This window comes from Pseudomonas sp. PA1(2017) (assembly GCF_001945375.1).
Classification (GTDB): domain Bacteria; phylum Pseudomonadota; class Gammaproteobacteria; order Pseudomonadales; family Pseudomonadaceae; genus Aquipseudomonas.
The window spans coordinates 177,364-202,539 of the sequence record NZ_MSXU01000003.1; the positions used below are offsets into that span (position 1 = coordinate 177,364).

31 protein-coding genes are annotated in these 25,176 nt (G+C 63.7%); 22 read left to right on the top strand and 9 right to left on the bottom strand.

Translation table 11 applies throughout. The annotated features are described in order from the left end of the window. Positions 1-77: 77 nt before the first annotated feature. The 3 genes from BVH01_RS05955 (at position 78) to BVH01_RS05965 (ending at position 2,520) form a co-directional block, all read left to right on the top strand. Entirely contained in the window at positions 78-974 is an 897-nt protein-coding gene (locus BVH01_RS05955) for a bestrophin family protein (RefSeq protein ID WP_075929449.1), read from the top strand. A 476-nt stretch (positions 975-1,450) separates the two neighbouring features. Beyond that, entirely contained in the window at positions 1,451-1,777 is a 327-nt protein-coding gene (locus BVH01_RS05960) for a hypothetical protein (RefSeq protein ID WP_075929450.1), read from the top strand. Positions 1,778-1,908: 131 nt separating this feature from the next. Continuing rightward, positions 1,909-2,520: an MFS transporter permease gene (locus tag BVH01_RS05965; protein WP_256562711.1), complete on the top strand. Its 612-nt coding sequence runs from the start codon at positions 1,909-1,911 to the stop codon at positions 2,518-2,520. Between the two features lie 89 nt (positions 2,521-2,609). Here the strand turns inward: BVH01_RS05965 and BVH01_RS05970 are convergent, their stop codons facing one another. Both BVH01_RS05970 and BVH01_RS05975 read right to left on the bottom strand, forming a co-directional pair. Next, on the bottom strand, positions 2,610-3,647 hold the full coding sequence (locus tag BVH01_RS05970; protein ID WP_075929452.1) for a DUF2167 domain-containing protein: 1,038 nt from the start codon (positions 3,645-3,647) through the stop codon (positions 2,610-2,612). 114 nt (positions 3,648-3,761) lie between these two features. Next, on the bottom strand, positions 3,762-4,025 hold the full coding sequence (locus BVH01_RS05975; protein ID WP_075929453.1) for a DUF2798 domain-containing protein: 264 nt from the start codon (positions 4,023-4,025) through the stop codon (positions 3,762-3,764). Positions 4,026-4,167: 142 nt separating this feature from the next. Here BVH01_RS05975 and BVH01_RS05980 point away from each other — a divergent pair, with 142 nt between their 5' ends. The 5 genes from BVH01_RS05980 (at position 4,168) to BVH01_RS06000 (ending at position 8,048) form a co-directional block, all read left to right on the top strand. After that, on the top strand, positions 4,168-5,091 hold the full coding sequence (locus BVH01_RS05980; RefSeq protein WP_075929454.1) for a LysR family transcriptional regulator: 924 nt from the start codon (positions 4,168-4,170) through the stop codon (positions 5,089-5,091). A 98-nt stretch (positions 5,092-5,189) separates the two neighbouring features. Continuing rightward, positions 5,190-5,471 (top strand): peptidylprolyl isomerase, encoded by a 282-nt coding sequence (locus BVH01_RS05985; RefSeq protein WP_070886824.1) that lies wholly within the window; start codon positions 5,190-5,192, stop codon positions 5,469-5,471. Between the two features lie 144 nt (positions 5,472-5,615). Next, a complete protein-coding gene (locus BVH01_RS05990; RefSeq protein WP_075929455.1) occupies positions 5,616-6,758 on the top strand; it encodes a putative zinc-binding metallopeptidase in 1,143 nt (380 codons plus the stop codon). Between the two features lie 43 nt (positions 6,759-6,801). Continuing rightward, positions 6,802-7,218, top strand: a complete 417-nt coding sequence (locus tag BVH01_RS05995) for a GFA family protein (RefSeq protein ID WP_075929456.1) — start codon at positions 6,802-6,804, stop codon at positions 7,216-7,218. A gap of 95 nt (positions 7,219-7,313) precedes the next feature. Further along, entirely contained in the window at positions 7,314-8,048 is a 735-nt protein-coding gene (locus tag BVH01_RS06000; protein WP_075929457.1) for a sulfite exporter TauE/SafE family protein, read from the top strand. Positions 8,049-8,303: 255 nt separating this feature from the next. Here the strand turns inward: BVH01_RS06000 and dgt are convergent, their stop codons facing one another. Further along, positions 8,304-9,770 carry a dGTPase gene (gene dgt, locus BVH01_RS06005; protein WP_075929458.1) on the bottom strand — a complete coding sequence of 489 codons (1,467 nt, stop codon included), beginning with the start codon at positions 9,768-9,770 and terminating at the stop codon, positions 8,304-8,306. A gap of 114 nt (positions 9,771-9,884) precedes the next feature. Here dgt and BVH01_RS06010 point away from each other — a divergent pair, with 114 nt between their 5' ends. After that, a complete protein-coding gene (locus tag BVH01_RS06010) occupies positions 9,885-10,079 on the top strand; it encodes a hypothetical protein (RefSeq protein ID WP_075929459.1) in 195 nt (64 codons plus the stop codon). Between the two features lies 1 nt (position 10,080). On the opposite strand, the gene BVH01_RS06015 is transcribed toward BVH01_RS06010, so the two are convergent. After that, a complete protein-coding gene (locus BVH01_RS06015; RefSeq protein ID WP_075929460.1) occupies positions 10,081-11,007 on the bottom strand; it encodes a LysR family transcriptional regulator in 927 nt (308 codons plus the stop codon). Positions 11,008-11,073: 66 nt separating this feature from the next. On the opposite strand from BVH01_RS06015, the gene BVH01_RS06020 reads away from it, so the two are divergent. Further along, complete coding sequence (locus BVH01_RS06020; protein ID WP_075929461.1) at positions 11,074-11,682, top strand: LysE family translocator; 609 nt, start codon at positions 11,074-11,076, stop codon at positions 11,680-11,682. 63 nt (positions 11,683-11,745) lie between these two features. Here the strand turns inward: BVH01_RS06020 and BVH01_RS06025 are convergent, their stop codons facing one another. Then, a complete protein-coding gene (locus tag BVH01_RS06025) occupies positions 11,746-11,991 on the bottom strand; it encodes a DUF2789 domain-containing protein (RefSeq protein WP_075929462.1) in 246 nt (81 codons plus the stop codon). A 104-nt stretch (positions 11,992-12,095) separates the two neighbouring features. Between BVH01_RS06025 and BVH01_RS06030 the strand changes: the two genes are divergently transcribed. The 9 genes from BVH01_RS06030 to BVH01_RS06070 all read left to right on the top strand — a co-directional run bounded on the left by BVH01_RS06030 (position 12,096) and on the right by BVH01_RS06070 (position 18,508). After that, entirely contained in the window at positions 12,096-13,388 is a 1,293-nt protein-coding gene (locus BVH01_RS06030) for a serine hydrolase domain-containing protein (protein WP_371915583.1), read from the top strand. Positions 13,389-13,462: 74 nt separating this feature from the next. Further along, complete coding sequence (locus tag BVH01_RS06035) at positions 13,463-13,972, top strand: hypothetical protein (protein ID WP_075929463.1); 510 nt, start codon at positions 13,463-13,465, stop codon at positions 13,970-13,972. A gap of 220 nt (positions 13,973-14,192) precedes the next feature. After that, on the top strand, positions 14,193-14,894 hold the full coding sequence (locus tag BVH01_RS06040; protein ID WP_075929464.1) for a YebC/PmpR family DNA-binding transcriptional regulator: 702 nt from the start codon (positions 14,193-14,195) through the stop codon (positions 14,892-14,894). A 124-nt stretch (positions 14,895-15,018) separates the two neighbouring features. Continuing rightward, positions 15,019-15,597, top strand: a complete 579-nt coding sequence (locus tag BVH01_RS06045) for a hypothetical protein (protein WP_075929465.1) — start codon at positions 15,019-15,021, stop codon at positions 15,595-15,597. Positions 15,598-15,599: 2 nt separating this feature from the next. Beyond that, positions 15,600-16,010 carry an NUDIX domain-containing protein gene (locus BVH01_RS06050; RefSeq protein WP_075929466.1) on the top strand — a complete coding sequence of 137 codons (411 nt, stop codon included), beginning with the start codon at positions 15,600-15,602 and terminating at the stop codon, positions 16,008-16,010. A 114-nt stretch (positions 16,011-16,124) separates the two neighbouring features. Then, positions 16,125-16,379 (top strand): hypothetical protein, encoded by a 255-nt coding sequence (locus tag BVH01_RS06055; RefSeq protein ID WP_075929467.1) that lies wholly within the window; start codon positions 16,125-16,127, stop codon positions 16,377-16,379. Positions 16,380-16,530: 151 nt separating this feature from the next. Further along, complete coding sequence (locus tag BVH01_RS06060; RefSeq protein WP_075929468.1) at positions 16,531-16,863, top strand: DUF2025 family protein; 333 nt, start codon at positions 16,531-16,533, stop codon at positions 16,861-16,863. A gap of 61 nt (positions 16,864-16,924) precedes the next feature. Further along, entirely contained in the window at positions 16,925-17,323 is a 399-nt protein-coding gene (locus BVH01_RS06065; RefSeq protein ID WP_075929469.1) for a GNAT family N-acetyltransferase, read from the top strand. Positions 17,324-17,476: 153 nt separating this feature from the next. Continuing rightward, positions 17,477-18,508, top strand: a complete 1,032-nt coding sequence (locus BVH01_RS06070; protein ID WP_075929470.1) for a GGDEF domain-containing protein — start codon at positions 17,477-17,479, stop codon at positions 18,506-18,508. A gap of 461 nt (positions 18,509-18,969) precedes the next feature. Here BVH01_RS06070 and BVH01_RS06075 read toward each other — a convergent pair whose 3' ends face one another. The 4 genes from BVH01_RS06075 to BVH01_RS06090 all read right to left on the bottom strand — a co-directional run bounded on the left by BVH01_RS06075 (position 18,970) and on the right by BVH01_RS06090 (position 22,036). Then, on the bottom strand, positions 18,970-20,625 hold the full coding sequence (locus tag BVH01_RS06075; protein ID WP_075929471.1) for a cation acetate symporter: 1,656 nt from the start codon (positions 20,623-20,625) through the stop codon (positions 18,970-18,972). Next, positions 20,622-20,933: a DUF485 domain-containing protein gene (locus BVH01_RS06080; RefSeq protein WP_070886806.1), complete on the bottom strand. Its 312-nt coding sequence runs from the start codon at positions 20,931-20,933 to the stop codon at positions 20,622-20,624. Before BVH01_RS06080 ends, BVH01_RS06075 begins: the two co-directional genes overlap by 4 nt. A 117-nt stretch (positions 20,934-21,050) precedes the next feature. After that, a complete protein-coding gene (locus BVH01_RS06085; RefSeq protein ID WP_075929472.1) occupies positions 21,051-21,395 on the bottom strand; it encodes a hypothetical protein in 345 nt (114 codons plus the stop codon). A 68-nt stretch (positions 21,396-21,463) separates the two neighbouring features. Then, complete coding sequence (locus BVH01_RS06090) at positions 21,464-22,036, bottom strand: flavin reductase family protein (RefSeq protein ID WP_075929473.1); 573 nt, start codon at positions 22,034-22,036, stop codon at positions 21,464-21,466. Positions 22,037-22,230: 194 nt separating this feature from the next. Between BVH01_RS06090 and BVH01_RS06095 the strand changes: the two genes are divergently transcribed. The 3 genes from BVH01_RS06095 to BVH01_RS06105 all read left to right on the top strand — a co-directional run bounded on the left by BVH01_RS06095 (position 22,231) and on the right by BVH01_RS06105 (position 25,061). After that, complete coding sequence (locus tag BVH01_RS06095; RefSeq protein ID WP_075929474.1) at positions 22,231-23,937, top strand: amidase; 1,707 nt, start codon at positions 22,231-22,233, stop codon at positions 23,935-23,937. A 102-nt stretch (positions 23,938-24,039) separates the two neighbouring features. Further along, on the top strand, positions 24,040-24,753 hold the full coding sequence (locus BVH01_RS06100; RefSeq protein WP_075929475.1) for an AzlC family ABC transporter permease: 714 nt from the start codon (positions 24,040-24,042) through the stop codon (positions 24,751-24,753). Next, positions 24,750-25,061: an AzlD family protein gene (locus BVH01_RS06105; protein WP_075929476.1), complete on the top strand. Its 312-nt coding sequence runs from the start codon at positions 24,750-24,752 to the stop codon at positions 25,059-25,061. The genes BVH01_RS06100 and BVH01_RS06105 overlap by 4 nt, the downstream gene beginning before the upstream one ends. Positions 25,062-25,176 lie beyond the last annotated feature (115 nt).

The window sequence follows — 25,176 nt, forward strand, 5'->3', positions numbered from 1 at the left end:
CCCTGCGAACCTTTCCCGCGGCCCCACGTCCGAATCTCTGCGCTTTCGCCTCACTCGCTCGCGGAGAATTCCACGTGATGCATTCCCTCACCCGTGGTTATCGCTATCTACTCAAGACCTTCGGCTATGTCGGCTGGTCGCTGTTCTGGCTGCTGATCTGGGACATCATCGTCACGGTCGACTACATGCTGTTCCTCGACCGCAGCATCAAACTGCCCTCCATGCCGCTGACCCTGCTCGGCTCGGCCCTGGTAGTGCTGATCAGCTTTCGCAACAGCAGCGCCTACAACCGCTGGTGGGAGGCCCGCACCATCTGGGGCGCGCTGATCAACAGCTCGCGCAGTTTCGCCCGCCAGGCGCTGACCCTGATCGACGACCATGAAGGCAGCAATCCTGTGAAAGTGGTGCTACTGCGCCGCCATGTCGCCTACATCCGAAGCCTGTCCGCCAGCCTGCGCAACCAGCCCTGCGACGACGAGGTACGCGCCTTCGTGTCCGCCGAGGAGTTCGAGCGGCGCGGCACCACCAACAATTTTCCCAACGACATTCTCAACGGCTCGGCGGCCATGCTGGCCAGCGAATACAAGGCGGGCCGGCTCGACAGCATACGCCTTACCCGTCTTGAGTCGACGCTGGTCGACGTCTCCAACTGCCAGGGCGGCCTGGAGCGTATCGCCAACACGCCACTGCCCTACCCCTACGTTTACTTCCCGCGGCTGTTCATCACCCTGTTCTGCGTGATCGTGCCAATCGGCCTGGTCGAGACTCTGGAGTGGTACACACCGCTGGCCTCGACGGTGGTCGGCTTCATGCTGCTGGCGATCGAACGAGTAGGCAGCGACTTGCAGAGCCCCTTCCAGGTAAGCGAACACCAGATCCAGATGGACACCCTGTGCGAGACCATCGAAAAGAACCTCGAGTCGATGCAACGTGATGCTCAGCGCGAGCGCGACGGGCGCCTCTCTGAAGGCTGACCAGAGGGTCATTTTTCGGCGCGCCAGACGCTTTGCAGCGGGCTCGAAGATTTTTTGTAGCGAGCAAAATAAATCACTACAAAACTGTTGACGACCCCTGTGCGCTTTTGCATGATGGGCTCGCCTCCCCTGACGGGAGCCCTGACAAGGGCACTTGGGCGAGCTCGGTAATACCAGCCGAGCGTTCCACGATATGTACTGCCCACAAGGCAGATTGATGAAGTCGAGCGTCCCGTGCGGACGAGAGCGTTAGCGAGACATTGTCATGATGCCTGTGGCTGATCCTGCCGATCACCTGCATCCGATCCTGTCTTCACGGCCTTCTCCCCCACCTCCTCGACCTCGGTTAGCCGCCGTTGCGTAGCGATATCCACGCATCACTACACAGCTGTCGGCAGCACTCAAACGCCACGGGCAATGACGGCCGCACTGCAGCGGTCGCCCTAGACAGATCAGAGAATGAAGGGGTAAACGCCATGAACCTGAATCAGCAACCGACCATCGACGACCTCGCCCAGCTGTTCTCCCAGCACAAGGACAGCCTGCACAACCATATTCTGTGGGTATGCGAATCGGGTGAAGTCCGCATCGACCGCCTGCCTGCCGACAAGCCGGAGCAGGAGTTCGTGAGCGAGCGGCCGAACATGCGTACCCGCCTGCGCACCTACCGCCGCGGCCAGGGCTATGTAGGCCGCCGCGCCGCCGCCGATCGCGACTTCATTGGTAACGTGCTGCGCACTCTGCAGCACGACTGGGCCCGCCCCCGTGACCAGAAGCAGGAACTGCTCGACACTTACTGTTGAGCACATCATCCGGTGGGCCGCGACGGCCCACCTTCCAGGACTCGTGACACGCCACATCCTGGAAATACCCGGTAAAATCTCTCGCGCTCCTGGAGGAGCCGTTCGCCGCGCTGCAAGGCATGTGACGAGCGTTGAACCACTACGCCGCCAGCCCCAGGCGGTGCCTGCGAGACTCAAGGTCAATGGATAACCTGTATAAAACGCCCAGCGCTGAACTTCTGATCGAAGAGCGCCCCCGCGATGCGTTCTTCGTCACCTCTCTGAACAAACTCTTCACCCTGTACTTCGTGACGCTCGGGCTCTACTCGATTTACTGGGTCTACAAGCAATGGGATACGCAAAGAGCCGCGATGCGCCCCAAGAAGATCAGCCCGGCTGCGCGCTCGATCTTCCAGATATTCTTCATTCACTCGCTGTGCAGGCTGATCGCCAGGCAATTGCAGGCCAAAGGCCTGGGGGATTGGAAGTATGCGGGCGTGGCGTGGGCGTACATTGTTCTGATCTTCGTCAGCAATGGGCTTTCGCGTGCCGACGGCCACCTCGGCGCCACGCTGGAACTCATGCTGTTGCTGGTTGGCACCATCCTGCCGGCCTGGCCGCTTTCGATCATTCAAGCCAAAGCCAATCTGGTCAGCGGCGATTCCGATGGCAGCAGCAACAGCCGTTTCAGTGTCGCGAACTACCTGTGCATGGTACCGGGCGTACTGCTCTGGTTATTGGTGTTCCTCGGTTATTTCCTCTGAACACGGAGCCCCTCGCTTCGCTAGCACGGTTGAGCGACCCAATAAAAAGCCCCGGTCGATGCCGGGGCCGTTCGTTCTTCGGGACTGCGTTACCTGGGCTTATCGTCCGGCGCATTGTTCAGATCCATCACGCTGGACACCGGCGGCGGCGTTTCGCTCGGGGCAGGCTCGGCCTTGGCTTGCGGCTGCACCTGGGGCTCGACAGGCGCCGGCTGCTGCTTCTTGCCGGTCATTCGCCGCCAGACCCAACCGATCAGCAGTACGGGCAGGAACCACAGTTTTTTCAGCAGCACCAGCGCCGCGGCGAACAGGCCGACCTTGGCCGCCGCCTTGCCGGCGATCAGTGCGCCGAGGCCGTAGGCCGCCACTTCGTCGAGGTCCGGGTTGAAATCGGCGTAGCGGTTGCCATCGTTGAAGTCGGTCATGGCCAACACGGCCGGCACGTTCTCCTCGATCTGCGGCAACTGGTGCATGCCGGCGATGAAGTTGAGCACCAGCACGCCTTTACGGCCCAACACGCGGATGTTGTAGTTGAGGATGTGCTCGTCGCTGTCGCCGAACTTCACTTCCTTGGCCCAGTGCAGCTTCTTGCCGGCGGCGTCGTAGTGCGGCGCCGACGCCCAGCCGACGATGGCGATGGGCTCGTAGCCGTTTTCGGCGCGCCACTCGTTGTCGGCCCTGGCGCCGTCCTGCAGATCCTTGAGCATGTCGTTGTAATCGATATCGGCGGCGTCCTCGTCGGACACGTAGCCGCTTTCCTCATACTCGACGGTTACCGCCCAAGACTCATCGGCCAGCGGCGAAACGCCTTTGGGCAGGATCATGCCCAGGGGCAGCTTGTCGTCCGGCGGGTTGCCCCAGGCTTCGACGAGCACGCGCTCGGCGTCGGCGCCATCGAGAAACACCATGTTGTCCGGCAGGTTGAGGGTCGCCAGGTTGCTGCCGACAACCACCTTGCCGGAGCGGAAGTGGAGGCTGTCGAGGAATTGCTCCTCGCTAAGGTACTGGCCTTCAGCCTCCTGCGTGCCCGTGGCTTGCTGCGCGTCCTCGGCCGGTGCCTGGTCCGCACAGGCCAGCGGAACGGTGGAAGCCAGCAGGCTGGCCAATAACAACTCCTTGTAGAACATCTGCAACTCCGTGAGATCGGCTGAATTTCGGGCGCCAGCCTATCATTCATTGCAGAATCATTTAGTAACGTTACGTCATTTTTGGATACATCTCACATTCAGGCGCCCCGACGATCAGCTTCTGACCGTCAATTTCACCAGGCTCAGCACCACGGGCCGGACGCCCATCACGCAGATGAAGGCCACCGGCATGGCCAGCCGATAGGCTTCCAGTACGGCCCCCAGGTAACCCTCGGCCAGGCCGCGATTGGTGGCGGTGATGACCAGGCACATCAGGAACGCCATGATACTGGACATGAAAAAAGCGAAGGCGACAGGCGATAACTTCGCTGGCAGTTTCCAGGTCGTGCGGGTTACGTTCAGCGTCGAATCGGGCATCCGTAGAGTCCTTTTGGAGGTGATTGATGTTGCGGTAAGCGCGGCCATTATCTGCAGCAGCCGTTGCCCCGAGTAGCACGCCGCAGGTAAGGTCAGTACCAAGCAAACCTTATCAATCAGGCAACCAGAAGAAAGCTTGGCTATGGATACTCTGCGTGGCATCGAGAGCTTCGTGAAGGCGGTGGAAAGCGGCAGCATTGCCTCGGGTGCACGTTTGCTGGGCATCAGTGCGGCAGCCGCGAGCCAGAACATCGCGCGACTGGAAGCGTCCCTGGGCATTCGCCTGCTCACCCGCACCACGCGCAGCCTGTCTCTGACCGAAAGCGGCGAGCTGTACTTCAGCCAAGTGCGCAACGTGTTGCGTGACCTCGAGCTGGCGCGCAGCAGCGCCACCTTGCAGCACGACCATCCCCAAGGACGCCTGCGCATCGCCGCCAGCGCCGCCTTCGGCCGCTATGTGCTGGCACCGATGCTGCCGGCCTTCGGCGCCCTTTACCCGCGTATCGCCTGCGAGCTCAGCACCACCGATCGCAGCGTCAACCACATCCAGGAATCGGTGGACGTCAGTATCCGCATCCCCCAGCAGCTGGAGGACGGCCTGGTAGCGCGACACATCGCCAGCGTGCCGTCGATCTATTGCGCCTCGCCGGCCTATCTGCAAAAAGCCGGCATGCCGGACACCCCCGAAGCGCTGCGCGAGCATGACTGCCTGGCCTTCAAGGTCGCTGTGGATGGCCGCCTGATGCCCTGGCGCTTCGTGCGCGACGGCGTGCGTTTCGAGGCGCCGATCCGAGTCGCGCTGGTCAGTGACGATATCGACGTGCTGGCCCGCGCGGCGGTCAATGGCGGTGGCATCACCCGCCTGGCTGCTTTCGTCGCCGAGCCGCTGTTGGCGAGCGGGCAATTGCAGCAGCTGTTCACCCCCTCGCAGGATGCCGGTGACCAGGCGCTCATCGAACCGCTCGACTACTACCTGTGCGTGCGCGACCGCTTCGAGCTGACGCCCAAGGTGCGCGCCTTCATCGAACATGTCGTGCACAGCCTGCGCGACGACTGGCGCCCTTGACGCGAGCCCGCGATTCGCGGCGTGAGGCGCTAACGCAAATTTGACTCGCAGGGCGAATCCGGTAGGCTCGGCAGCTCATTTGAACGGAGTGTTTCCCCATGGCCAAAGCCACTGCCCGCCACATCCTGGTTGCCACCGAAGAGAAGTGCAACGAACTGAAAGCTGCCATCGAAGGCGGTGCCGATTTCGCCCAGGTCGCCAAAGACAACTCCAGTTGCCCATCCAGCCGTGACGGCGGCAACCTGGGTTCCTTCGGCCCGGGCCAGATGGTCAAGGAATTCGATACCGTGGTATTTAGCGCCCCGGTCAACGTGGTGCAGGGTCCGGTGAAGACCCAGTTCGGCTACCACCTGCTCGAAGTGACCAGCCGCCAGGACTGATTCACGCCTCGCCTGGCGCCGCCCTGGTGCCAGGCGTTCCCCTCGCGCCCCCGCCTCCCCCTACCTGGCCTTCGAAAAGCCTGGAACCGCCGCCCCTGCGCACCACTCTACCGCTGCGGTAGTCAGCGTGGGCGAGGCCATCACATGAACCGGTTCTTCCAGGCCCTTGGCCTGCGCATTGGCGACTCGGCCAAGCAAACCCGCATGCCCAGTCAGAAAGCCCTGGGTAAATGCACCTGCGGCCAGCCCATCTTCTTTCGCAACAGCCAGTGCCTGGCCTGCCAGTCACCCTTGGGCTACGAGCCCGAACGTGGCCAGGTGGTGACCCTGATTCCCGGCGAGGATGCCCACAGCTGGCGTATCGACGGCGACTCCCGGCGCTACCGGCGCTGCGCCAACCTGCATGCCGCCGCCGGCTGTAACTGGCTGCTGCCGCACGCCAGCGAAGCGTCGCTGTGCATCGCCTGCCAGCTCAACCGTACCATTCCCGACCTGTCGGTACCCGGCAATGAACAGCGCTGGGCGCGCCTGGAAATGGCCAAACGTCGGCTGGTCGCGCAATTGCTGAACCTTGGTCTGCCACTGCTCAGCAAATACGAGGATGCCGAACGCGGCCTGGCCTTCGATTTCCTCGGCCCGGATCTCAGCGGCCAACCGCCGATGACCGGACATGCCAGCGGCCTGGTCACCCTGAACATCGCCGAAGCCGACGACGACGTGCGCGAGCAGACGCGCATTCAGTTGCACGAGCCCTATCGCACCCTGCTCGGCCACTTCCGCCATGAGGTCGGCCACTATTACTGGGACCGGCTGATCGCCGGCAGCGCGTGGCTGGACGACTACCGCCGGCTGTTCGGTGACGAGCGCGCCGACTACGGTGCCGCGCTGCAACGCCACTACGAACAGGGCGCCCCGGCCGACTGGCAGGCCTCCTTCGTCAGCGCCTACGCCACCATGCACCCCTGGGAAGACTGGGCCGAAACCTGGGCCCACTACCTGCACATGATGGACACCCTGGACACCGCCCTGAGCTTCGGCATGCGTGCCGGCGACGTGGAGCTGGAGTTCCGGCCCTACACCCGGGCCGCGTTGTACGACCCGGGCGATCCCCAGGCCGAGGAATTCCTGCAGTTCATCAATGCCTGGATCGAGCTGGCCGCTATGCTCAACGAGCTGGCACGCAGCATGGGCCACAAGGATCTCTATCCGTTCGTGCTGTCGGCTGCGGTGGTCGGCAAGCTGCAGTTCATCCACCGGGTCGTCGAGGCGGCGTCCCCGAACCATTGAGCCCGGCTGGTCCAGGCACCGGCCAAGCTGAAGGAGTTCTTGCATGACTCAACTCGACCGACACGGAAGCTGCCTGTGTGGCGCCGTCAAGCTGACCTTGCGCACCGCCAGCCCCGACATCAGCGCCTGCCACTGCGCGACCTGCCGCAAATGGGGCGGCGGCCCGCTGCTGGTAGCCGAGGGTGAATTGGCGCAGCTCAGTGGCGAGCATCAGGTGCGCATCCACGACTCATCGGAGTGGGCCGAGCGCGGTTTCTGCGGTCAGTGCGGCAGCCACCTGTTCTATCGCCTGAAAAGCAACGGCCACCATGCCGTGCCGGTCGGTCTGCTCGACGACCATGGCGACTGGCAGTTCGACAGCCAGATCTTCGTCGAATCCAGGCCGGCCTATTACTGCTTCGCCAACCAGACCCGCGAGCTGACCGGCGAGCAGGTGTTCGCCGAGTTCGGCCAGGGCTGATTCCGGGCGCGCCCAGGGACGGCACGACAGCGCTGGCTTGCGAGGCAGCGGCGACAGCCTCTACCCTGCGCATTCGTTGAATGAGCCCTCCTGCAATGACCCTCGCTGACCTGCTGTTGTTCGCCATTCCTGCCGTCTTTCTGACCGGCCTGTCCAAGGGCGGCTTCGGCGGCGCGCTGGGCGGCATTGCCGTGCCGCTGCTGGCATTGGCCACCTCGCCGATGCAGGCGGTTGCGGTGATGTTGCCGATCCTCTGCCTGGCCGATGTGGTAGGGCTCAAGGCCTACTGGGGAAAATGGGATACGGCCAACCTCAAGGTCATGATTCCTGGCGCGGTGATCGGCATCGTCATCGGCTCGCTGACCTTCGAGCTGCTCAACGAAAACCTGATCGGCCTGCTGATCGGCGTCATTGCCATTTCCTTCGTGCTGCTGGGGCTGCTCAAGAGCGACCCGGCGCCTCGCCCGTTGCGACCCAGCCGGGGCCTGGCGCTCTGTTCGGTGGCGGGTTTCACCAGCTTCGTCGCCCATGCCGGTGGCCCACCGGTGATGATGCACCTACTGCCTCAGCAACTGGAAAAGCTGCGCTACGTGGCTACCATCAACCTGTTCTTTCTGCTCACCAACGCGATGAAGCTGATTCCCTACACCTGGCTCGGCCAGTTCAGCCGAGAAAACCTGCTGCTCAGCCTGATGCTCGCACCCATCGTGCCGCTCGGCGTATGGACGGGCCTGTGGCTGCAGTCACGGGTCAACCACACCTGGTTCTACCGCATCGCCCGCCTGGGCATGCTGCTGGCTGGGCTGCAGCTGATCTGGAAGAACATCTAGGAACCTGTTCACGATTTTTATGTGCCTTAAGCGGCAAGTACAAGCATAAGCAGCCACTCAAACCAACCTGTGGGAGCCCCGACCTCGGGGCGAAACGATTGCAGCCTGACTGCCTATTTCGGCGGTGCCTGAGCGAATCGCCGCGAGGTCGCGGCTCCTACAGTGGATCGGGGAACGGCCGCTACCGCCACCTAGCCGCCTGAATCAACGAACCTGGGCCGAATGGTCATGAACAGGCTCCAAGCCAAATCGCACCTACAGCGCGAACAGCGTCCGATACTCGTCATGGGCATGCTGATCGGTCATGCCGCTGATGAAATCCTGCACCAGTCGGCAACGGTGGTAGAACTCCCAGGCGGCGCGATCCGGCTCGCCGCACTCACGCACGGCTTGGCGATAGGCCTTGATCAACTGGCCCGGCAGGCGCCGCACCAGCATCTGCAGATAAGCCTCGCGACGGCAATTGCCCTCGGTAAGCTCGGCGAAGGTCTGAGCATCTACCCGTAGCAGCGCGCCGTAGCTATCCAACAGGCCCTGGATGATGCGGTGGCCCTGCAGTTGCAGGGTCTCCACCTCGCGGTGGCAGAACACCCGGGCCATGGCCACGTCCTTGAAGGTCTGCACGATGGCATGGGGCAAGCTGTCATCCTCGATCAGGGCGCGGTCCAGGGTACCGGCGTGCACCGCGTCGATGTTGTCGATGAACTGCCGCGCCGCGTGCTGCACCAGCGGGTGGATCATGCTGACGCGCAACTTGACGAAGAATTCCCCGGCCTTGTTGATCTCTTCCTGGTGATAGCGCTCGAGGGCTTGCTCGACCAGGCCTCGGAATGACTGTTTGGAGCCGGGAATCGGAGTGTCCGGGGATTTCAGCTTCTCGAACGTGGACACCAGCAGCGGCGCCAGCTCGGTCACGGTGAGGATGCCCTTCTCCACCGAATCCTCGATGTCGGCCAGGCAATAGGAGATGTCGTCGGCGGCCTCCATGATGTAGGCCACCGGATGACGAGTCCCCGGCGCCTGGCCCAGCGCCTGCTGCAGTTCGGCGACGAAATGCTCTTCGGACAGATAGAAACCCGGCTTCTTGTTCAGGTAGGCGCCGGCCGTGCCCTTGCCGGGCCTGGGCTGGTAGGCCGGGCGCAGGTACTTGAGCAGGCCGGCGGTCTGGGTGTAGGTCAGGCGCAGGCGCTGCAAATTGACCACCAGCCGCACCGCCTGGGCGTTGCCTTCGAAGTTGCGCAGGTCGGCGCGCATGCGTGCTTGCAGATCAGGGTTGCCATGGTGCTGCGGCACGGCCACGGCGAACAGCCCATCCAGGGCCCGCTCGAACCATTCGCCAATGGCGAATTCACCGAAATGCCCGAATGGCGGGTTGCCGATGTCGTGCATTAGGCAGGTCATTTCCACTAGGCTTTCCAGCGCTCCCTGCAAGTCGTCAAGGCCGTAGTCCGCAGCCCGCTCGCCGAGCTGGGCATACAGGGTACGGACGATGAAGCGTCCGGTCTGCTGCACCTCCATGGAGTGGGTCAGGCGGCTGCGCACCGCCGCATTGCGCTCGAGGGGAAACACCTGGGTGCGTTGCTGCAGGCGGCGAATGGCCGCGGAATTGATGATCCGCCCGCGATCGCTTTCGAAGGCGTAGAGCAGATCGACATCGCCGCCAGCCTGATCACCAGGGCGCAATGCGCAGATTCGCTGTTTGAAGTTCACCGCTGCTGGCATCGTCAGGCTCTCGATCAGGCACACAAGCCGCGAGCCTAACGCGCAGCGCCCGGTTTACCAAGCGCCCGACGCCGGGGACAATGTGCGCTTCGCTCCACCAGACAGGAGACAAGCGTGAGCCGCGCCGACTTCCACCAGCAACGTGCCTCCCAAGCCAGCGCCGACGCCCAGCGTTTACTGGATCGCCAGGCCAGCCTTGGCGCTGGCTGGCTGACCTGGGTGGCCAGCGAGCTCTATCAACTCTCGCCGCCGGAATACGCGGCGATGGTCAGGCGCGAGTTGCAGCGCCTGAGCACAGGGCGATCCTAGCTCAGGCGCCCTGCGCTCGCAGCCACTGCACGAGCCTGGCCTCCAGGCTTTCGGCTGCAATCGGCTGTGGTGCCAACAGGCAGTAACGCGAACCGTCCTCCACGAACCCCAGTGGCGCGGCGAGAAGCCCCGCGTCGATATCGTCCCGCACCAGGTGCCATGGCCCGATGGCGATACCCAGCCCGGCAACCGCCGCCTGCAAGCTGAAATAGAAGTGTTCGAAGGTGCGCGCCGGCCCCGCTGGCAGCGGGCGTCCGCTGGCCTGAGCCCAATCCTCGAAGGCGCCGGAGCGCGTGCGGGTCTGCAGCAGCGGCGCCGTTGGCAGTAGCGCCAACGCTGCGGCGGAACCGACGAACCATTCGCTGACCCTTTCAGGCCGGCAGACCAGGCCGACCCGCTCGGGGAAAAGCACTTCGGCGTGATAGCTGGCGGGCCAGACGAAGTCGTCGCGGCGGATGGCCAGATCAACGCCCGCCTCGAAGCTGAATGCGCCGCCGCCCGCTACCAGGTGTGGCTCCAGGCCTCCGTGCGACGCTTGAAAACCGCTCCAGCGCGGTATCAGCCAGCGCATCAGCAAGGTCGGTTCGCAGGACAGCACCGCGGGGCGCGGCTGTCGAACGCTGTCACGCAGCGCTCGAACGGCCTCGTGCATGAGATCCAGCCCCTGACCGACCGCGCGTGCCAGGGTGCGCCCTGCACCATTGAGAAAAACCCGCTGCCGTCGCCGCTCGAACAGTGGCATGCCCAGGTCGTCCTCCAGCAACCGCACGGCGCGGCTGACGGCGCCGTGGGTCAGATGCAGCTCCTGCGCCGCCTGGCTGAAATTCTCCAGGCGCGCAGCCGCTTCGAAACAACGCAGCGCCATGAGCGACGGTAGCCGCGTCCGCCTTGGTTGTGAGCCTGGCTCACCACTCATGTCAAAAGTCATCGCTATCCACCTACGCTGCCGGAATTGAATAATCGGCCTGTTGTAGAAACTTCGACAGGATAAGCGATGAATGAATGGATAGCTGTAATCAGTATCACCCTGCTGGCGGTGATCAGCCCTGGCGCGGACTTCGCGCTGGTCACGCGCAACAGCTTGATGCTTTCCAAGCGCGCCGGACTGTTCACGGCGATGGGGATCGGGCTGGGCGTGCTGGTTCACCTGAGTTACACGCTGCTGGGGGTCGGCTTGCTACTTCAGCAATCAACCTGGCTGTTCAATTTACTCAAGCTGGCAGGGGCCGCCTACCTGGTCTACCTTGGCATCGCCATGCTGCGCAGCAAGGCCGTCGACACACCGGCCGCCGCCTCACCCACGCCCGTATCGAGCCTGGTGGCCCTGCGCGGTGGCCTGCTGACCAATGCGCTGAACCCGAAAACGTCGGTTTTCATCATCAGCCTGTTCATGCAGGCCGTTCAGCCTGGCACTCCGACGACCACGCAGATCGCCTATGGCGCCTTCATCGCCCTGACCCACGTGGGCTGGTTCAGCCTGGTGGCCCTGTGTTTCTCGGCGGGCTCGGTCAGAAGGCGTCTGTTGTCGGCCAGGCAGTGGATCGATCGGCTATTCGGCGGCCTGTTGATCGGCCTGGGCGCGCTGCTGGCAGCGTCGCACTAACCCAACCAGCGATCGCTGGGCACCGCGTGGGGGTGCCCAGCGTCTCTGCGAGCGCGGTGGCGCTCAGGCCAGCTTGTTCTCGTGCAGCCGCACGTTCAGCTCGTCCACCACCGGCGCCCATTCGGCGTCTTCCAGCAGTTCGTCCTTGAGAAAGGTCGCCTGGGCCTGGTTCCAGAACGGCGCTTCGGAGACTTTCACGTCATCGGGCAACGGATAGTGCTTGGCGATGAAGGCGTCGATGCTGGCAGGGTCGGAAGGCAGTCCCAGTTGCTCGAACAGGGTACCGAGGTCTTTATTGGGCAGTTCCATGGGCGTCTCCATCAGTTGCTGTGTGGTGTGTAGAGCCGCGCCGACAAACGACAGTTCAACCTCTCGGCTGCGACGCAGCGCGCTATCGGGGGTCGTTATCGGCTATGGTTGAGCCATCGACCACGCACCGGGGACGCCTCGTGATCACTTCGCAACGTTGCAGCACCGCCCTTCTCCCAGCCACCATCGCCCTGCTGCTCGGCGCCTGCGCCCACGTGCCAACGCCGCCCGCCGACAAGCCCGAGCGCATCGGCCGCGCCCAGGATCTCTACGAGCTACCGCCGACCTATCAGGCGGGTACCTACCGCAACATGGACGAGCTGTTCTACACCCGCACCGTGCACCGCGGCCCGCAGGTTCTGCCGCTGCCCAAGGGCAGCGAAGTACCGGTGCAATACACAGCAGGCGGCCAGCGCCTGGGCGTCGACGCGTTCATGCAGCGCAATCAGGTCAGCGGGCTGCTGATTCTCAAGGATGGCAAGGTGGCGCTGGAGCGGTACGCCATGGGTAACGACGCCAGCACCCGCTGGACGTCTTTCAGCGTGGTCAAGTCGATATCCTCGACCCTGGTCGGCGCTGCGGTGCAGCAGGGCAAGATCGCTAACGTAAACGACCCGATCACCCGCTATCTGCCGCAACTCAAGGGCGGCGCCTACGACGGCGTCAGCGTCGAACAGGTGCTGCAGATGAGCTCCGGCGTGGCCTGGGACGAAACCTACCGAGACCCGCAATCGGACAGGCGCCGTATGTTCGAACTGCAATTGGCTAACGACCCTGGCGCGTTGCTCAAGCAGATGTCTGCGTTGAAGAAGGCGCAGGCACCCGGCACCACCTTCAACTACAGCACGGGTGAATCGCACCTGCAGAGCGAGCTGGTCCATGCGGCGACCGGCATGACGGCCAGCGATTATCTGTCCGAACGCATATGGGCGCGCCTGGGCATGGAGCGCGACGCGTTCTGGCAGCTCGACAGCCGTGCGGGCCAGGAAATCGGCAGCAGCGGCCTGTCGGCGACGCTGCGTGACTACGGCCGCTTCGGCCAGTTCATCCTCGATGACGGGGTGATTGATGGCGAACGCATCCTGCCGGCCGGCTGGCTGCAACGCGCCACCCGCGCGCCAGCAGGCTCGCACCTGGAGCCTGGCAAACTGTACGACGGCGAATACGCCCTGGGCTATGGCTACCAGTGGTGGCTGTTCCCCACCGGCAGCACAGCGCTGCCCAACCACGACGGCGGTGCCTTCGAGGCTCAGGGCATCTTCGGTCAGTTCCTGTACATCAACCCCAGGGAGAAGGTCGTTGCGGTGGTGTGGAGCACCTGGCCGAAGCCGGAGATGGATGAGCGGGAAATGGAAACCTACGCCTTCATCGGGGCGGCGGTCGAAGCGCTGCGTTGAACGGGAAAGCACCGGCGCGCCGAACCTGAAGGCGGCGCGCGGGTCGATACATCAGATTTGCCTGGGGAACTCCTATGATTGACTGCCGACATGGCGTGGGCTGCCTGCTGCTGAGCCTGATGCTCGCAGGCTGCGCCTCACCGACCACCTGCGACGAGCCGCTGAGCGGCGACAGCTGCCGCGATCGCCAGCTGCTTTATCAGAACGACATGCTGCAGGCCAAGATGCTGGTGATGTCCGGCGACATGGAAAGCCATGAGCTGGCCAACGCCCTGCTGCGCCGTGCGGCGAGCGAAGACGAACGCGGCGAGGTGGAGTTCTACCAGGCGATCCTGATGATCCGCGAGGGCCCGCAGACCGAGGACGTGCTCGCCAAGCTGGAAACTGCCGCCGAGAAGCAGCAGCCCTATGCCGTGGCGCTGCTCTACCGGATCTGGTCGCAACCTTATCTGGTCGATGAGGCCGACCTCATCCGCGCTGAAGAGTACCGCGCCGACTACGCCGAGCTGGATGTCGCCAAGAGCGGCTACCCATCCTTCGAGAAAGCCCTGGAGCTGGTCGATACGCTGATTCAGACGCCCTGAACCGGATGCAGCGGGCCAGGGAGCCTTGGCCCGCTCCTGCCGAGCAGTCGCTGACTGCCTTGCAGAGCGCCGATATCGGATGCTCACACGCAAAATGTGATTTGCCGGGTGCCAGCACGGCGCCGACGCATTAAAATCTGCCACCCTAATTCGTTGCACAGCCCGTCCGGTCACCTCGAGGCTGCGCCACACCACCATTCGCACAGCCGAGAGAACAGACATGGGCGCCCAGTGGAAAGCCAAACCTAAAGAAGCCGCCGCCAACGCCAGGGGCAAGATCTTCGGCCGCCTGGTCAAGGAGATCATGGTCGCCGCGCGCAATGGCGCCGACCCGGACATGAACCCCAAGCTGCGCCTGGCCATCCACCAGGCCAAGAAAGCCTCGATGCCCAAGGACACCCTCGATCGCGCCATCAAGAAAGGCGCGGGCCTGAGCGGCGAGACGGTGAACTTCGAGCGCACCACCTACGAGGGTTTCGCGCCCCATCAGGTGCCGCTGATCGTCGAATGCCTGACCGACAACGTCAACCGCACCGTGGCCGAGATCCGCGTGCTGTTCCGCAAGGGCCAGCTGGGCGGCAGTGGCTCGGTGGCCTGGGATTTCGACCACGTCGGCCTGATCGAGGCCTCCAGTGACAGCGACGCCGACCCCGAGCTGGCCGCCATCGAAGCCGGTGCCCAGGATTTCGACGAGGCCGACGAAGGCAACACGCTGTTCATCACCGAGCCGACCGACCTCGACCTGGTCAGCCGCGCCCTGCCCGACCAAGGCTTCACCGTCAACTCGGCCAAACTCGGCTACCGCCCGAAGAACCCGGTCACCAGCCTTACGCCGGAGCAACTCGAAGAAGTCGAAGCCTTCCTGGAAGCCATCGACAACCACGATGACGTGCAGAACGTTTACGTGGGGCTGGCTGGCTAATCCGGCCAGAAGGGTAAATTGCGGCAATCCATCACGGTATTGCCGCAATAACCCGGTATACTGTCCGGCTTCCTTCTGCGCCGCTCAAAGGCGCAGCGGAATACAGCCTTACAGGAGCTTCATCGTGCACAAATCCCTCTTCATCGCCGCCTGCCTTATGCTCGGAGCTTGCAGCAGCGCCCCACACTCGTCCGCCCCGGACGTTCAGGACCGCATCGTACGCAGCAACCTGGAGGCGATCCATAACGCCCAGGTCGTGCCGCTGCCGCTGGACCCGCAGAGCAGCGTGCCTCACGGTATCGCCAGCGATGCCAGCATGCAGTTCGGCAGTTCGCTGTCCAACTACCGCGTCTACTCCCTGAAGCTCAAGCAGGGCGAGCGCTACCGCCTCAACGTCAATTCGCTGTGCGACCACACCTGCATGGGCATCAACAAGTTCGCCCTGAAGCCCCGTGCGGTTCTGATGGACGCCTACGGCACGGTGATCCCCAACAAGCCGGCCCGCCCCTCCGCGGTGATCGGCATGACCAGCATGGGCTGGGATGGCGAAGCGCCGGAAGATGGCACCTACTACCTGCTGGTGGCTGCCGACAAGGAAGACATCGGCCGCACCATCGTCATCGACGACGTGTGGATCAACAACTCGCCGCTGATGGCGGTGAAGGTCGGCCTGCTGGAAACCCCGCCCAGCCACCTGCGCTGAACATGCCGTCGCGTACCCTGAACATCGCAGCCGCCTGCCTGCTCGACGACGCGGGCCGGCTGCTGCTGGTGCGCAAACGCGGCACGCGGATGTTCATGCTACCGGGCGGCAAGCGCGAAAGCGGTGAAAGCGCCCTGCAGGCCCTGACCCGCGAACTCGACGAAGAGCTGAACCTGCAGCTCTGCGAAGCGGCGTTCACGCCACTGGGCCATTTCAATGAAATAGCCGCCAACGAAGCCGACACCCGCGTGCAAGCCGATATCTTTCGCGCCGCCATCGACCATCCGGTGGCGCCAGCCGCCGAGCTCGAGGAGCTGCGCTGGCTGCACCCGGACGATCCACGTGGAGACGACCTGGCGCCGCTGCTGCGCCTGCATGTACTGCCGCTGATCTGGACCGCACGCCAGCTCTGAACGTTCGGCCACAGGGGCGCCGATAGCCACTATCGAAGTGAATGATTTCTGCGCCAGCGAGCCAGCCAATAGCCTAAGCACTATCCCATACGGCTTCGCTCACAGGTGCCCACCATGCAACGTTCACTGCTCATTCTGCTGACCCTTCTTACCCTCTCGCTTGCCGGCTGCGCCACCCCGCAGTCGGCTGCCGAACGCCCCTATACCGACGCCGAGATCAAGCAGTTCGCCCTGGAAATGCTCAGCCGCAGCGGCCTGCAATACGAGGACTACGAAAAGATCCGCGGCGCTCTGCAGGCACCCAGCTACCGCGTATCCAACTCGATCCGCGATATCGGCCCGCAACCTCGCGTACTGCCGGAAGGCTGATCGACCGCGCAGCGACGGCATGGGCGGCGACTGCGACAACGCGTACAGCGCGGCGCAGTGGCCCGCTACCGATTCGTTGATCCACGACAACGCACTTCTGCACGCAGCGCTTAGCCTGAGCCGATCCATTGCGCTATCACGAGGGCTCACCATGGCTATCACTTCCGCCGGCATCTGCGCCGCAGCCGACCAGTTGCAAGGGTTCGTCGGCTTCAACCTCAAGACCGGCCAGCATATCGTCCGTTTCAGCGAAGACTCCTTCGGCCTGGACGTTGCCGAAGACAGCATCACCCCGACCAGCGAGTTCGTCTGGCAAGCCGCGGACGATGGGGAGCTGATGACCCTCAAGCGCAACCGACTGCGTCTGCTGATCGAACTGCGCATCGACGAGCGCCTGGCTATCAGCGAACCACTGCGCATCTACCTGCGCCGCGATGACCTTCCGGAAATCAGCGCCGTGCGCCTGCTGCAACGCAGCGCGTGAGCCTAGCAGCCATGGCAACTGAATCGTAGACTGGCGCCCCGCCCTTCACTGCCCTGCATCAATGTCCGAGTTTCGCTGCCTGCCCGACCACCTGCGGCCCCTGGCCGATAAGTTCTACCGAAGCCAACACTCGGCCATGCGCACCCGAGCCGCCCATCAGGTGTGGGTGGCCGAACGTGCGCAGATCATCGCCGCTCTGTGCTTGCAGCCCGTGGCTCATGGCCAATGGCTGACCAGCCTGCTGGTCGATGCCGAGCAGCGCCAGCAGGGCGTGGCCAGCGCCCTCGTCACCCACGCATTACAAGCGATCGACACACCGGTGTGGCTTTTCTGCCATCCCGATCTCGAACCCTTCTACGCTCGCCTGGGCTTTTCGCCTTGCACATCACCGCCTGGCCCCCTGGCTGACCGCCTGCTACGTTACAAACAGAAAAAAATATTGAACGTAATGGCACGTTGATATCTCATAAGGCCTGACGTGACGCTGGCAATCGAGCCGACTCGCTTCGGGTTAGCGCTTTCTGCCCGCCATGGCCGCCGGCCATGGACTCAAGCGCTAGCGACGAGCGAGCACTGCTGCCAGGCGTACGCGGACCAATGAGAACAACAGGCCATGGGCAGACCTTTCAATCGTGCTCTTGCGCGGCTGCGCAAGGACTTTCAGCTTTCCATCATCACCCTGATGGGCTTCTTCGGGGTGCTCGGCATTACCCCCTACGCGGTCTATAGACTTTCGCAAGGCAATTATCCGGTCGGCATCGCCGATACGATCATCGTGCTGTCGACGCTGTTCGCCATGGGCTACGCCTGGCGAACCGGCGATACCCGCAAGCCCGGCCTGTTCCTGGTCGTGGTCGATTCGCTTTGTGCCACGCTGATCGCCGTCAAGCTGGGGATCAACGGCCTGTTCTGGATCTACCCGCTGATCCTCGTCAACTTCTTCATGGCACCGCCCTTGCTGGCCTTGCTGGCGACCGTCGCGGTGCTGGTCGCACTGGTAATCTATGCCAGGCTGATGCCGGGAGCGGTGTTCGAAAGCGATTACCAGATGCTGTCGTTCATCGTCACGGTAATGATGGCCAGTACCCTCAGCTTCATCTTCGCCCAGCGCGCCCGCTACCAGCGCAAACAGTTGCAGTCCTGGGCCACCCGAGATCCGCTGACCGGCGCCCGCAATCGCCGCGTGATGGATCAGGAGCTGAAGATCGCCGTGGCCAACAAGCGCCGCCACCACACCAGCAGCGCCGTTCTGGTCATCGACATGGACCACTTCAAGCAGGTCAACGACCGCTTCGGCCACGCCGCGGGCGATCAGGTGCTGGTGAGCTTCGTCGAGCTGACCAATCGCTGCTTCCGTCACGAAGACCGGCTGTTCCGCTTTGGCGGTGAAGAGTTCCTGTTGCTGCTGTGCAACACCAACGAGAAGGGCCTGCGGGCGGCGGCTCTGCAGTTGCAGGCGCAGATCGCCCAGCACCTGAAGACCCCGGACGGGCCGGTAACGGTATCGATGGGCGGCGCGGTGCTGTACGCCAACGAGCGCTGGCAGGACTGGCTGCAACGCGCCGACCATCAGCTCTACGAAGCCAAGCGCGCCGGGCGCAACCGGATCCATATCGACACCTATCAGGTGCCGGCAACGGCGTAAGCGGTAGCGGCCACTCGCTGATCCACTGTGGGAGCGGGTCTACAGGATGGAAGGGGCGCGCAGACGAAGCGTCAGCCACGCACCCTGAACCACCCTAAGAACTCGGCCCGTTTTTGTAGGAGCCGCGACCTCGCAGCGAATTAGTCAGGCACCACCGATAGGCAGTCAGGCTGCAATCGTTTCGCCCCGAGGTCGGGGCTCCCACAGCTTGGTTTGAGTGGCCGCTTCTGCCTTGTAGTTGCCCCTTCATGCGCATACAAGACGTGAACAGGCTATAAGCGCTCAAGCCCGCCCAGCCTGCCGACGCCCCTCTGCCAGACCACGAGGCGCCGCGTTGACTGCCCGTCGCTGCCGGCTTGGCCATGGGCGGTAAGCAGGCACGCTCGCCCCTCCATCTATCTGTGCGGCACCAGAATGAAAAAGGGCGACCCGAAGATCGCCCTTTGTCTACCCGATATGGATCAGTGGGCCGAAGCGCCGCTGGCCCCCAGGCCGGTGTGCGAACGCACGAATTGTGGCAGGAACAGCGCACGTTCTTCTTCGGCAGCCTTGGACTTGTCGGTGATCGAGAAGAACCAGATGCCGACGAAGGCCGTGATGATCGAGAACAGCGCCGGGTATTCGTACGGGAAGATCGCCTTCGCGTGGCCGAGTACCGAGACCCAGATGGTCGGGCCGAGCACCATCAGCACCACTGCGGTGATCAGGCCCAGCCAGCCGCCGATCATGGCGCCGCGGGTGGTCAGGTTCTTCCAGTACATGGAGAGGAACAACACCGGGAAGTTACAGCTCGCCGCGATGGAGAACGCCAGGCCGACCATGAAAGCGATGTTCTGCTTCTCGAAAAGAATCCCCAGGCCGATGGCCAGGACACCCAGGCACACGGTAGTGATCTTCGAAACGCGCAGCTCGTCCTTCTCGTTTACGTTGCCCTTCTTGAACACGCTGGCGTACAGGTCATGGGAAACCGCCGAAGCGCCTGCCAGGGTCAGACCGGCAACCACCGCGAGGATGGTGGCGAAGGCCACGGCCGAGATGAAGCCCAGGAAGATGCTGCCGCCCACTGCGTTGGCCAGGTGCACCGCCGCCATGTTGTTGCCGCCCAGCAGCGCGCCGGTGGCGTCCTTGAAGGCCGGGTTGGTGCTGACCAGCAGAATCGCGCCGAAGCCGATGATGAAGGTCAGGATGTAGAAGTAGCCGATGAAACCGGTGGCGTAGAACACCGACTTGCGGGCTTCCTTGGCATCGCTCACGGTGAAGAAGCGCATCAGGATGTGCGGCAGGCCGGCAGTACCGAACATCAGCGCCAGGCCGAGGGAGATCGCCGAGATCGGATCCTTGACCAGGCCCCCCGGGCTCATGATCGCTTCGCCGTTGGCGTGCACCTTGATGGCTTCGGAGAACAGGGTCGCGAAGTTGAAACCGACGTGCTTCATCACCATCAGCGCCATGAACGACGCACCGGAGAGCAGCAGCACCGCCTTGATGATCTGTACCCAGGTGGTGGCCAGCATGCCGCCGAACAGCACGTACATCACCATCAGGATGCCGACCAGCACCACGGCCACGTGGTAGTCGAGACCGAACAGCAGCTGGATCAGCTTGCCGGCACCGACCATCTGCGCGATCAGGTAGAAAGCCACCACCACCAGCGAGCCACTGGCCGAGAGGGTGCGGATTTCCTTCTGCTTGAGGCGGTAGGAAGCTACGTCAGCGAAGGTGTATTTACCCAGGTTGCGCAGGCGCTCGGCGATCAGGAAGAGGATCACCGGCCAGCCGACCAGGAAGCCGATCGAGTAGATCAGGCCGTCGTAGCCTGAGGTGAACACCAGGGCGGAAATACCCAGGAAAGATGCCGCCGACATGTAGTCACCGGCGATTGCCAGGCCGTTCTGGAAGCCAGTGATACCGCCCCCTGCGGTATAGAAGTCGGATGTCGACTTGCTGCGCTTCGAAGCCCAGTAGGTGATGCAAAGGGTGCCACCGACGAAGGCCAGGAACATCACGATGGCAGGTGTGTTGACCGCCTGACGCTGCACGTCACCGGTCAGCGCGTCGGCCCACAGGGCCGGTGCCATGGCCATCAGGGCCAGGGCGCTAAGGATACGGCCGATCATTTGCCCACCTCGTCCAGGATGGCCTGGTTCAGGTTGTCGAATTCGCTGTTGGCGCGGCGCACGTAGATACCCGTCAGCACGAAGGCCGACAGGATCACGCCGACGCCGATGGGAATGCCCCAGGTGATCGGCGAATCCGCACTGATGCGGGTTCCGAGCAGGCCAGGCACGAAGGCGATGAGCAGAATGAAGCCGACATAGATGCCGAGCATGATGGCAGAGAGTATCCAGGCGAATCGCTCGCGCTTGGCTACTAGCTCCTGAAAGCGCGGATTTTGCTCGATCCGCCGGTAGATGCTGTCGTTCATTTTATTGTTATCCTCCACAGCAGGATGCTGGTACGGATAACTGTATGTCAGCATTCGACTTGCGACAGACGACCTTAGTCGAAGCACTCGGCTTTTTAGACCAAAGTCTAATGCGGCCTATCGACGCTGCTCGTACCGCTGGGTGCCCTGCCCCGGATAGCGCTGCACCTCGTAACCGTTGGGATACTCGATGCTCTGACGGATACCGCCGCGGGTTTCGAAGGTGGAGCTGCGCTGGCCGCTTTCATAGCGACTGGAGTCGATGCCCTGGGGAATACGCTGGCCACCGTAGAGGTTGTAGCGCTCCTGGCGCTCGTAAGTGTCGACGCTGCCGCTCGCTCCGGGGCTGACATACGCCTTGGGGATCACGCGAATGGTCTGCGGCGCACGCTCATCGGCAGACGCGGCACAAGCGCCGGCCATGATGGTCAGCGCCAGAGCAAGACTGATCGATGCTTTCATGGCGAACTCCGTAAGGGGCGCGAACGCGCCCTCGATGCATGTCTATCTGGGACAACGCCAGACGCGGATCATTTGCGGGTCAGCGCCTCGCCGATGCCATAAAAGTGACCGCCGGCGACATGGTGAAGGCTGCGCCAGGCCGGATCGGCGTCCTCGAAATGCCAGCGCCCATCGCGAAATACCCGGTCGTCGGCCCATGCCGCGGTGACTTCGCCGATGAACAGGTCGTACGCCTGCTGGTTATGAGGCTCGTCGATCAGGCGGCAGGCCATCCACGCCGAGCAACCGGCCACGAACGGCAGATCCAGATCCCCCATGGAAAGCAGCTCGACGCCACTGTCGGCCAGCTTGCCCGGTTCATCATTGAGGCTGCGCGAGCCGACCTGATAGGTCAGTTCCAGTTGCGCGGCGGTGGGTACCTGGATGACGAACTGCCCGCTGCGCTCGATCAGCACACGGGTAGCGGTGATCTTGTCGAGCACCACGGTCAGCTTGGGGGGATCGAAATCCAGGGCACAGGCCCAGGCGGCGGCCATCACCCCGTCGACCCCGTCATGACGAGCCGATACCAGCACCGTCGGGCCATGGCTGAGCAGTCGATAGGCCTTGTCCAGGCTCACGGGCTTCATCGAATCGGGCATTGCGGCACCTCACTGGAATTCAGACGCCACTGTACAACATCAGGCCTGTGCAAAAAATTGAACGCCTGGGGCTGCCCCTTCTGCACGGCTGGCACTAGAATCGACGGTCGACCGGCTCCATGCGAGCCGCCATTGCACCGGGCATCAGGCGCGCAAAGAACGTCGCCGGCCCATGAGCCATCAGGGGTGACAGCATGTTCGAGGTAACCGAAGTCTCCATCGCCGAGCTGCGCGCCGCGCTCGAGGCTGGCCGCGTCACTGCGGTCGAACTGGTCAGGGCCTACCTCGCGCGGATCGATGCCTACGACGGCGCCGATACGGCCACCCGACTCAACGCCGTGGTGGTGCATAACCCCGATGCCCTGACAGAGGCCGAGGCCTCCGATGCCCGTCGCGCGTGTGGCGAAACCCTGAGCCCGTTGGATGGAATTCCTTACACCGCCAAGGACAGCTACCTGGTCAAGGGCCTGACCGCCGCCTCGGGCAGCCCGGCCTTCAAGGATCTGGTCGCCCAGCGCGACGCCTTCACCATCGAGCGCCTGCGTGCGGCCGGCGCCATCTGCCTGGGCAAGACCAATATGCCGCCGATGGCCAATGGCGGCATGCAGCGCGGCGTCTATGGCCGCGCCGAAAGTCCCTACAACGCCAACTACCTCACCGCACCGTTCGCCTCCGGCTCCTCCAACGGAGCCGGCACCGCGACCGCCGCGAGCTTCTCTGCCTTCGGCCTGGCCGAGGAAACCTGGTCGAGCGGCCGCGGCCCGGCGTCGAACAACGGCCTGTGCGCCTACACGCCATCGCGCGGGGTGATCTCGGTGCGCGGCAACTGGCCGCTGACTCCGACCATGGACGTGGTGGTGCCTTTTGCCCGCCGCATGGCCGACCTGTTCGAAGTGCTGGACGTGGTGGTCGCCGACGACGCCGATGCCCGCGGCGATCTGTGGCGCCTGCAGACCTGGGTGCCGATTCCCAAGGCCAGCGAGGTACGCCCGGCGTCCTACCTGGACTTGGCCGCCAGCCCCCAAGCCCTGAAAGGCAAACGCCTGGGCGTGCCGCGTATGTACATCAACAAGGACGAATTGGCCGGCACCAGCGAAAAGCCCGGCATTGGCGGCCCGACCGGCCAGCGCATCCATACTCGGGCCTCGGTGATCGCGCTGTGGGAGCAGGCTCGCGCCGCCCTGGAAAAGGCCGGTGCCACGGTGGTCGAGGTGGATTTCCCGCTGGTCTCCAACTGCGAGGGCGATCGCCCTGGCGCGCCGACGGTGTTCAACCGCGGCCTGGTGTCCCGCCAGTTCCTGCATGACGAGCTGTGGGAACTGTCGGGCTGGGCCTTCGATGACTTCCTGCGCGCCAACGGTGATCCGAAGCTCAATCAGTTGGCCGACGTCGACGGCCCGCAGATCTTCCCCCATGACCCCGGTACCCTGCCCAACCGTGAAGACGACCTGGCCGCCGGCATGGACGAGTACGTGCGCATGGCCCAGCGCGGCCTCAAGGCCTGGGACGAAATCGCCAGCGTGCCGGACGGCCTGCGCGGCCTGGAAAAGACCCGCCAGCTCGACCTCGAACAGTGGATGGACGCGCTCAGGCTGGACGCCGTGCTGTTCCCCACCGTTGCCGACGTGGGCCCGGCCGATGCCGACGTGAACCTGCAGTCCGCCGACATCGCCTGGAGCAACGGCATCTGGGTCGCCAACGGCAACCTCGCCATTCGCCACCTCGGCGTGCCGACCGTGACCGTGCCCATGGGCGTGATGGCCGATATCGGCATGCCGGTCGGCCTGACCTTCGCCGGCCGCGCCTATGACGATAACGCGCTGCTGCACCTGGCCTCGGCCTACGAGTCGACCGGTAGCAAACGGCAGATTCCGCCGCGTACACCGCCGTTGAAGGGCTGATAGCCGCCCTATGGAATCGGCCAGCCAAACGGCCGATTCCGATTTCCTTCGCCGCGCCGAAGCACCCAGCGGCGCCGCTTGATCACGACCATCAGGAACCCCATGTCCGCCCAAGAGCAACGCCCTTTACAAGCACTCGACCTCGCACTGACCTGGGATGGCTTTCGGCAATTTCTGCCGATTTCGGCCTTCGTGGTGCTGTTCGGCCTGGCATTCGGGCTCGCCGCCACGCAAACCGGGCTGAGCAGTGAAACCAGCCTGGTCATGAGCGCCCTGGTATTCGCCGGTGCCTCGCAGTTCGCCGCGCTGGATCTGTGGGGCACGCACATTCCGCTGGTGCCGCTGGCGCTGACGGTCTTCGCCATCAATGCCCGCCATCTGCTGATGGGCGCCACGCTGTATCCCTGGCTCAGCAGCCTGCCGCCGGCCAAGCGCTATGGCGTGATGCTGGTGGCGTCCGACGCCAACTGGGCCATGTCGATGCAGGCATTCGGTGCCGGCAAGCCCGGCCTCGGCCTGCTGCTCGGGGGCGGCCTGGCGCTGTGGCTGGCCTGGTTGGTCGGCACCTGGCTGGGCATCTATTTCGGTAGCGCCATCGACGACCCGGTGAGCTTCGGCCTCGACATGGTGATGGGCTGCTTCCTGCTGGCCATGGTGGTCGGCGGGCAGAAGAATCTGCGCATCCTGATCATCTGGGCGGTCGCCGCCGTCGCATCGCTGCTGGCCTACTGGTACCTGCCCAGCAACAGCCACGTGGTGGTCGGTGCCCTGGCCGGCGGTGCCCTGGGCGCACTATGGATGGAGAAACAGCCATGATGCTCGAAACAGCCGGATCCGGCGCCCTGATCGTGGTGGTCGTCATGGCCGTGGTCACCCTGGCCACCCGTTGGGGTGGCGTGTTCGTGATGTCCTTCGTGCCGATCAACCTGAGAACCCAGCAGTTCATCAGCGCCATGTCCGGCTCGGTGCTGGTGGCGATTCTCGCGCCACTGGCGCTCGAAGGCGATGCAGGCGCCAGGCTGGCGCTGCTGAGCACTGCCGTCGTCATGCTGCTGGTCAAAAAGCCGCTTGCCGCCATTGCCGCGGGCATACTGGTAGCCGCCCTGGTTCGCCACCTGATGTGAAGATTGCCGCCTACCCGCTTACCGATCTGCACGGCCTGCGCAACACAGTTGCAACCCGACCTGCCTATTTCCTAGCCCATCGAAGCAGTATGGTGCCGCGATCTTCCTTATCGAG

What these genes read in the sequence shown, in the direction of transcription:
- BVH01_RS05955 (WP_075929449.1), top strand. Translation starts at nt 78, where the DNA reads ATGCATTCCCTCACCCGTGGTTATCGCTATCTACTCAAGACCTTCGGC.
- BVH01_RS05960 (WP_075929450.1), top strand. Translation starts at nt 1,451, where the DNA reads ATGAACCTGAATCAGCAACCGACCATCGACGACCTCGCCCAGCTGTTC.
- BVH01_RS05970 (WP_075929452.1), bottom strand. Translation starts at nt 3,647, where the DNA reads ATGTTCTACAAGGAGTTGTTATTGGCCAGCCTGCTGGCTTCCACCGTT.
- BVH01_RS05975 (WP_075929453.1), bottom strand. Translation starts at nt 4,025, where the DNA reads ATGCCCGATTCGACGCTGAACGTAACCCGCACGACCTGGAAACTGCCA.
- BVH01_RS05980 (WP_075929454.1), top strand. Translation starts at nt 4,168, where the DNA reads ATGGATACTCTGCGTGGCATCGAGAGCTTCGTGAAGGCGGTGGAAAGC.
- BVH01_RS05985 (WP_070886824.1), top strand. Translation starts at nt 5,190, where the DNA reads ATGGCCAAAGCCACTGCCCGCCACATCCTGGTTGCCACCGAAGAGAAG.
- BVH01_RS05990 (WP_075929455.1), top strand. Translation starts at nt 5,616, where the DNA reads ATGAACCGGTTCTTCCAGGCCCTTGGCCTGCGCATTGGCGACTCGGCC.
- BVH01_RS05995 (WP_075929456.1), top strand. Translation starts at nt 6,802, where the DNA reads ATGACTCAACTCGACCGACACGGAAGCTGCCTGTGTGGCGCCGTCAAG.
- BVH01_RS06000 (WP_075929457.1), top strand. Translation starts at nt 7,314, where the DNA reads ATGACCCTCGCTGACCTGCTGTTGTTCGCCATTCCTGCCGTCTTTCTG.
- dgt (WP_075929458.1), bottom strand. Translation starts at nt 9,770, where the DNA reads ATGCCAGCAGCGGTGAACTTCAAACAGCGAATCTGCGCATTGCGCCCT.
- BVH01_RS06015 (WP_075929460.1), bottom strand. Translation starts at nt 11,007, where the DNA reads ATGACTTTTGACATGAGTGGTGAGCCAGGCTCACAACCAAGGCGGACG.
- BVH01_RS06020 (WP_075929461.1), top strand. Translation starts at nt 11,074, where the DNA reads ATGAATGAATGGATAGCTGTAATCAGTATCACCCTGCTGGCGGTGATC.
- BVH01_RS06025 (WP_075929462.1), bottom strand. Translation starts at nt 11,991, where the DNA reads ATGGAACTGCCCAATAAAGACCTCGGTACCCTGTTCGAGCAACTGGGA.
- BVH01_RS06030 (WP_371915583.1), top strand. Translation starts at nt 12,096, where the DNA reads ATGGTTGAGCCATCGACCACGCACCGGGGACGCCTCGTGATCACTTCG.
- BVH01_RS06035 (WP_075929463.1), top strand. Translation starts at nt 13,463, where the DNA reads ATGATTGACTGCCGACATGGCGTGGGCTGCCTGCTGCTGAGCCTGATG.
- BVH01_RS06040 (WP_075929464.1), top strand. Translation starts at nt 14,193, where the DNA reads ATGGGCGCCCAGTGGAAAGCCAAACCTAAAGAAGCCGCCGCCAACGCC.
- BVH01_RS06050 (WP_075929466.1), top strand. Translation starts at nt 15,600, where the DNA reads ATGCCGTCGCGTACCCTGAACATCGCAGCCGCCTGCCTGCTCGACGAC.
- BVH01_RS06055 (WP_075929467.1), top strand. Translation starts at nt 16,125, where the DNA reads ATGCAACGTTCACTGCTCATTCTGCTGACCCTTCTTACCCTCTCGCTT.
- BVH01_RS06060 (WP_075929468.1), top strand. Translation starts at nt 16,531, where the DNA reads ATGGCTATCACTTCCGCCGGCATCTGCGCCGCAGCCGACCAGTTGCAA.
- BVH01_RS06065 (WP_075929469.1), top strand. Translation starts at nt 16,925, where the DNA reads ATGTCCGAGTTTCGCTGCCTGCCCGACCACCTGCGGCCCCTGGCCGAT.
- BVH01_RS06070 (WP_075929470.1), top strand. Translation starts at nt 17,477, where the DNA reads ATGGGCAGACCTTTCAATCGTGCTCTTGCGCGGCTGCGCAAGGACTTT.
- BVH01_RS06075 (WP_075929471.1), bottom strand. Translation starts at nt 20,625, where the DNA reads ATGATCGGCCGTATCCTTAGCGCCCTGGCCCTGATGGCCATGGCACCG.
- BVH01_RS06080 (WP_070886806.1), bottom strand. Translation starts at nt 20,933, where the DNA reads ATGAACGACAGCATCTACCGGCGGATCGAGCAAAATCCGCGCTTTCAG.
- BVH01_RS06085 (WP_075929472.1), bottom strand. Translation starts at nt 21,395, where the DNA reads ATGAAAGCATCGATCAGTCTTGCTCTGGCGCTGACCATCATGGCCGGC.
- BVH01_RS06090 (WP_075929473.1), bottom strand. Translation starts at nt 22,036, where the DNA reads ATGCCCGATTCGATGAAGCCCGTGAGCCTGGACAAGGCCTATCGACTG.
- BVH01_RS06095 (WP_075929474.1), top strand. Translation starts at nt 22,231, where the DNA reads ATGTTCGAGGTAACCGAAGTCTCCATCGCCGAGCTGCGCGCCGCGCTC.
- BVH01_RS06100 (WP_075929475.1), top strand. Translation starts at nt 24,040, where the DNA reads ATGTCCGCCCAAGAGCAACGCCCTTTACAAGCACTCGACCTCGCACTG.
- BVH01_RS06105 (WP_075929476.1), top strand. Translation starts at nt 24,750, where the DNA reads ATGATGCTCGAAACAGCCGGATCCGGCGCCCTGATCGTGGTGGTCGTC.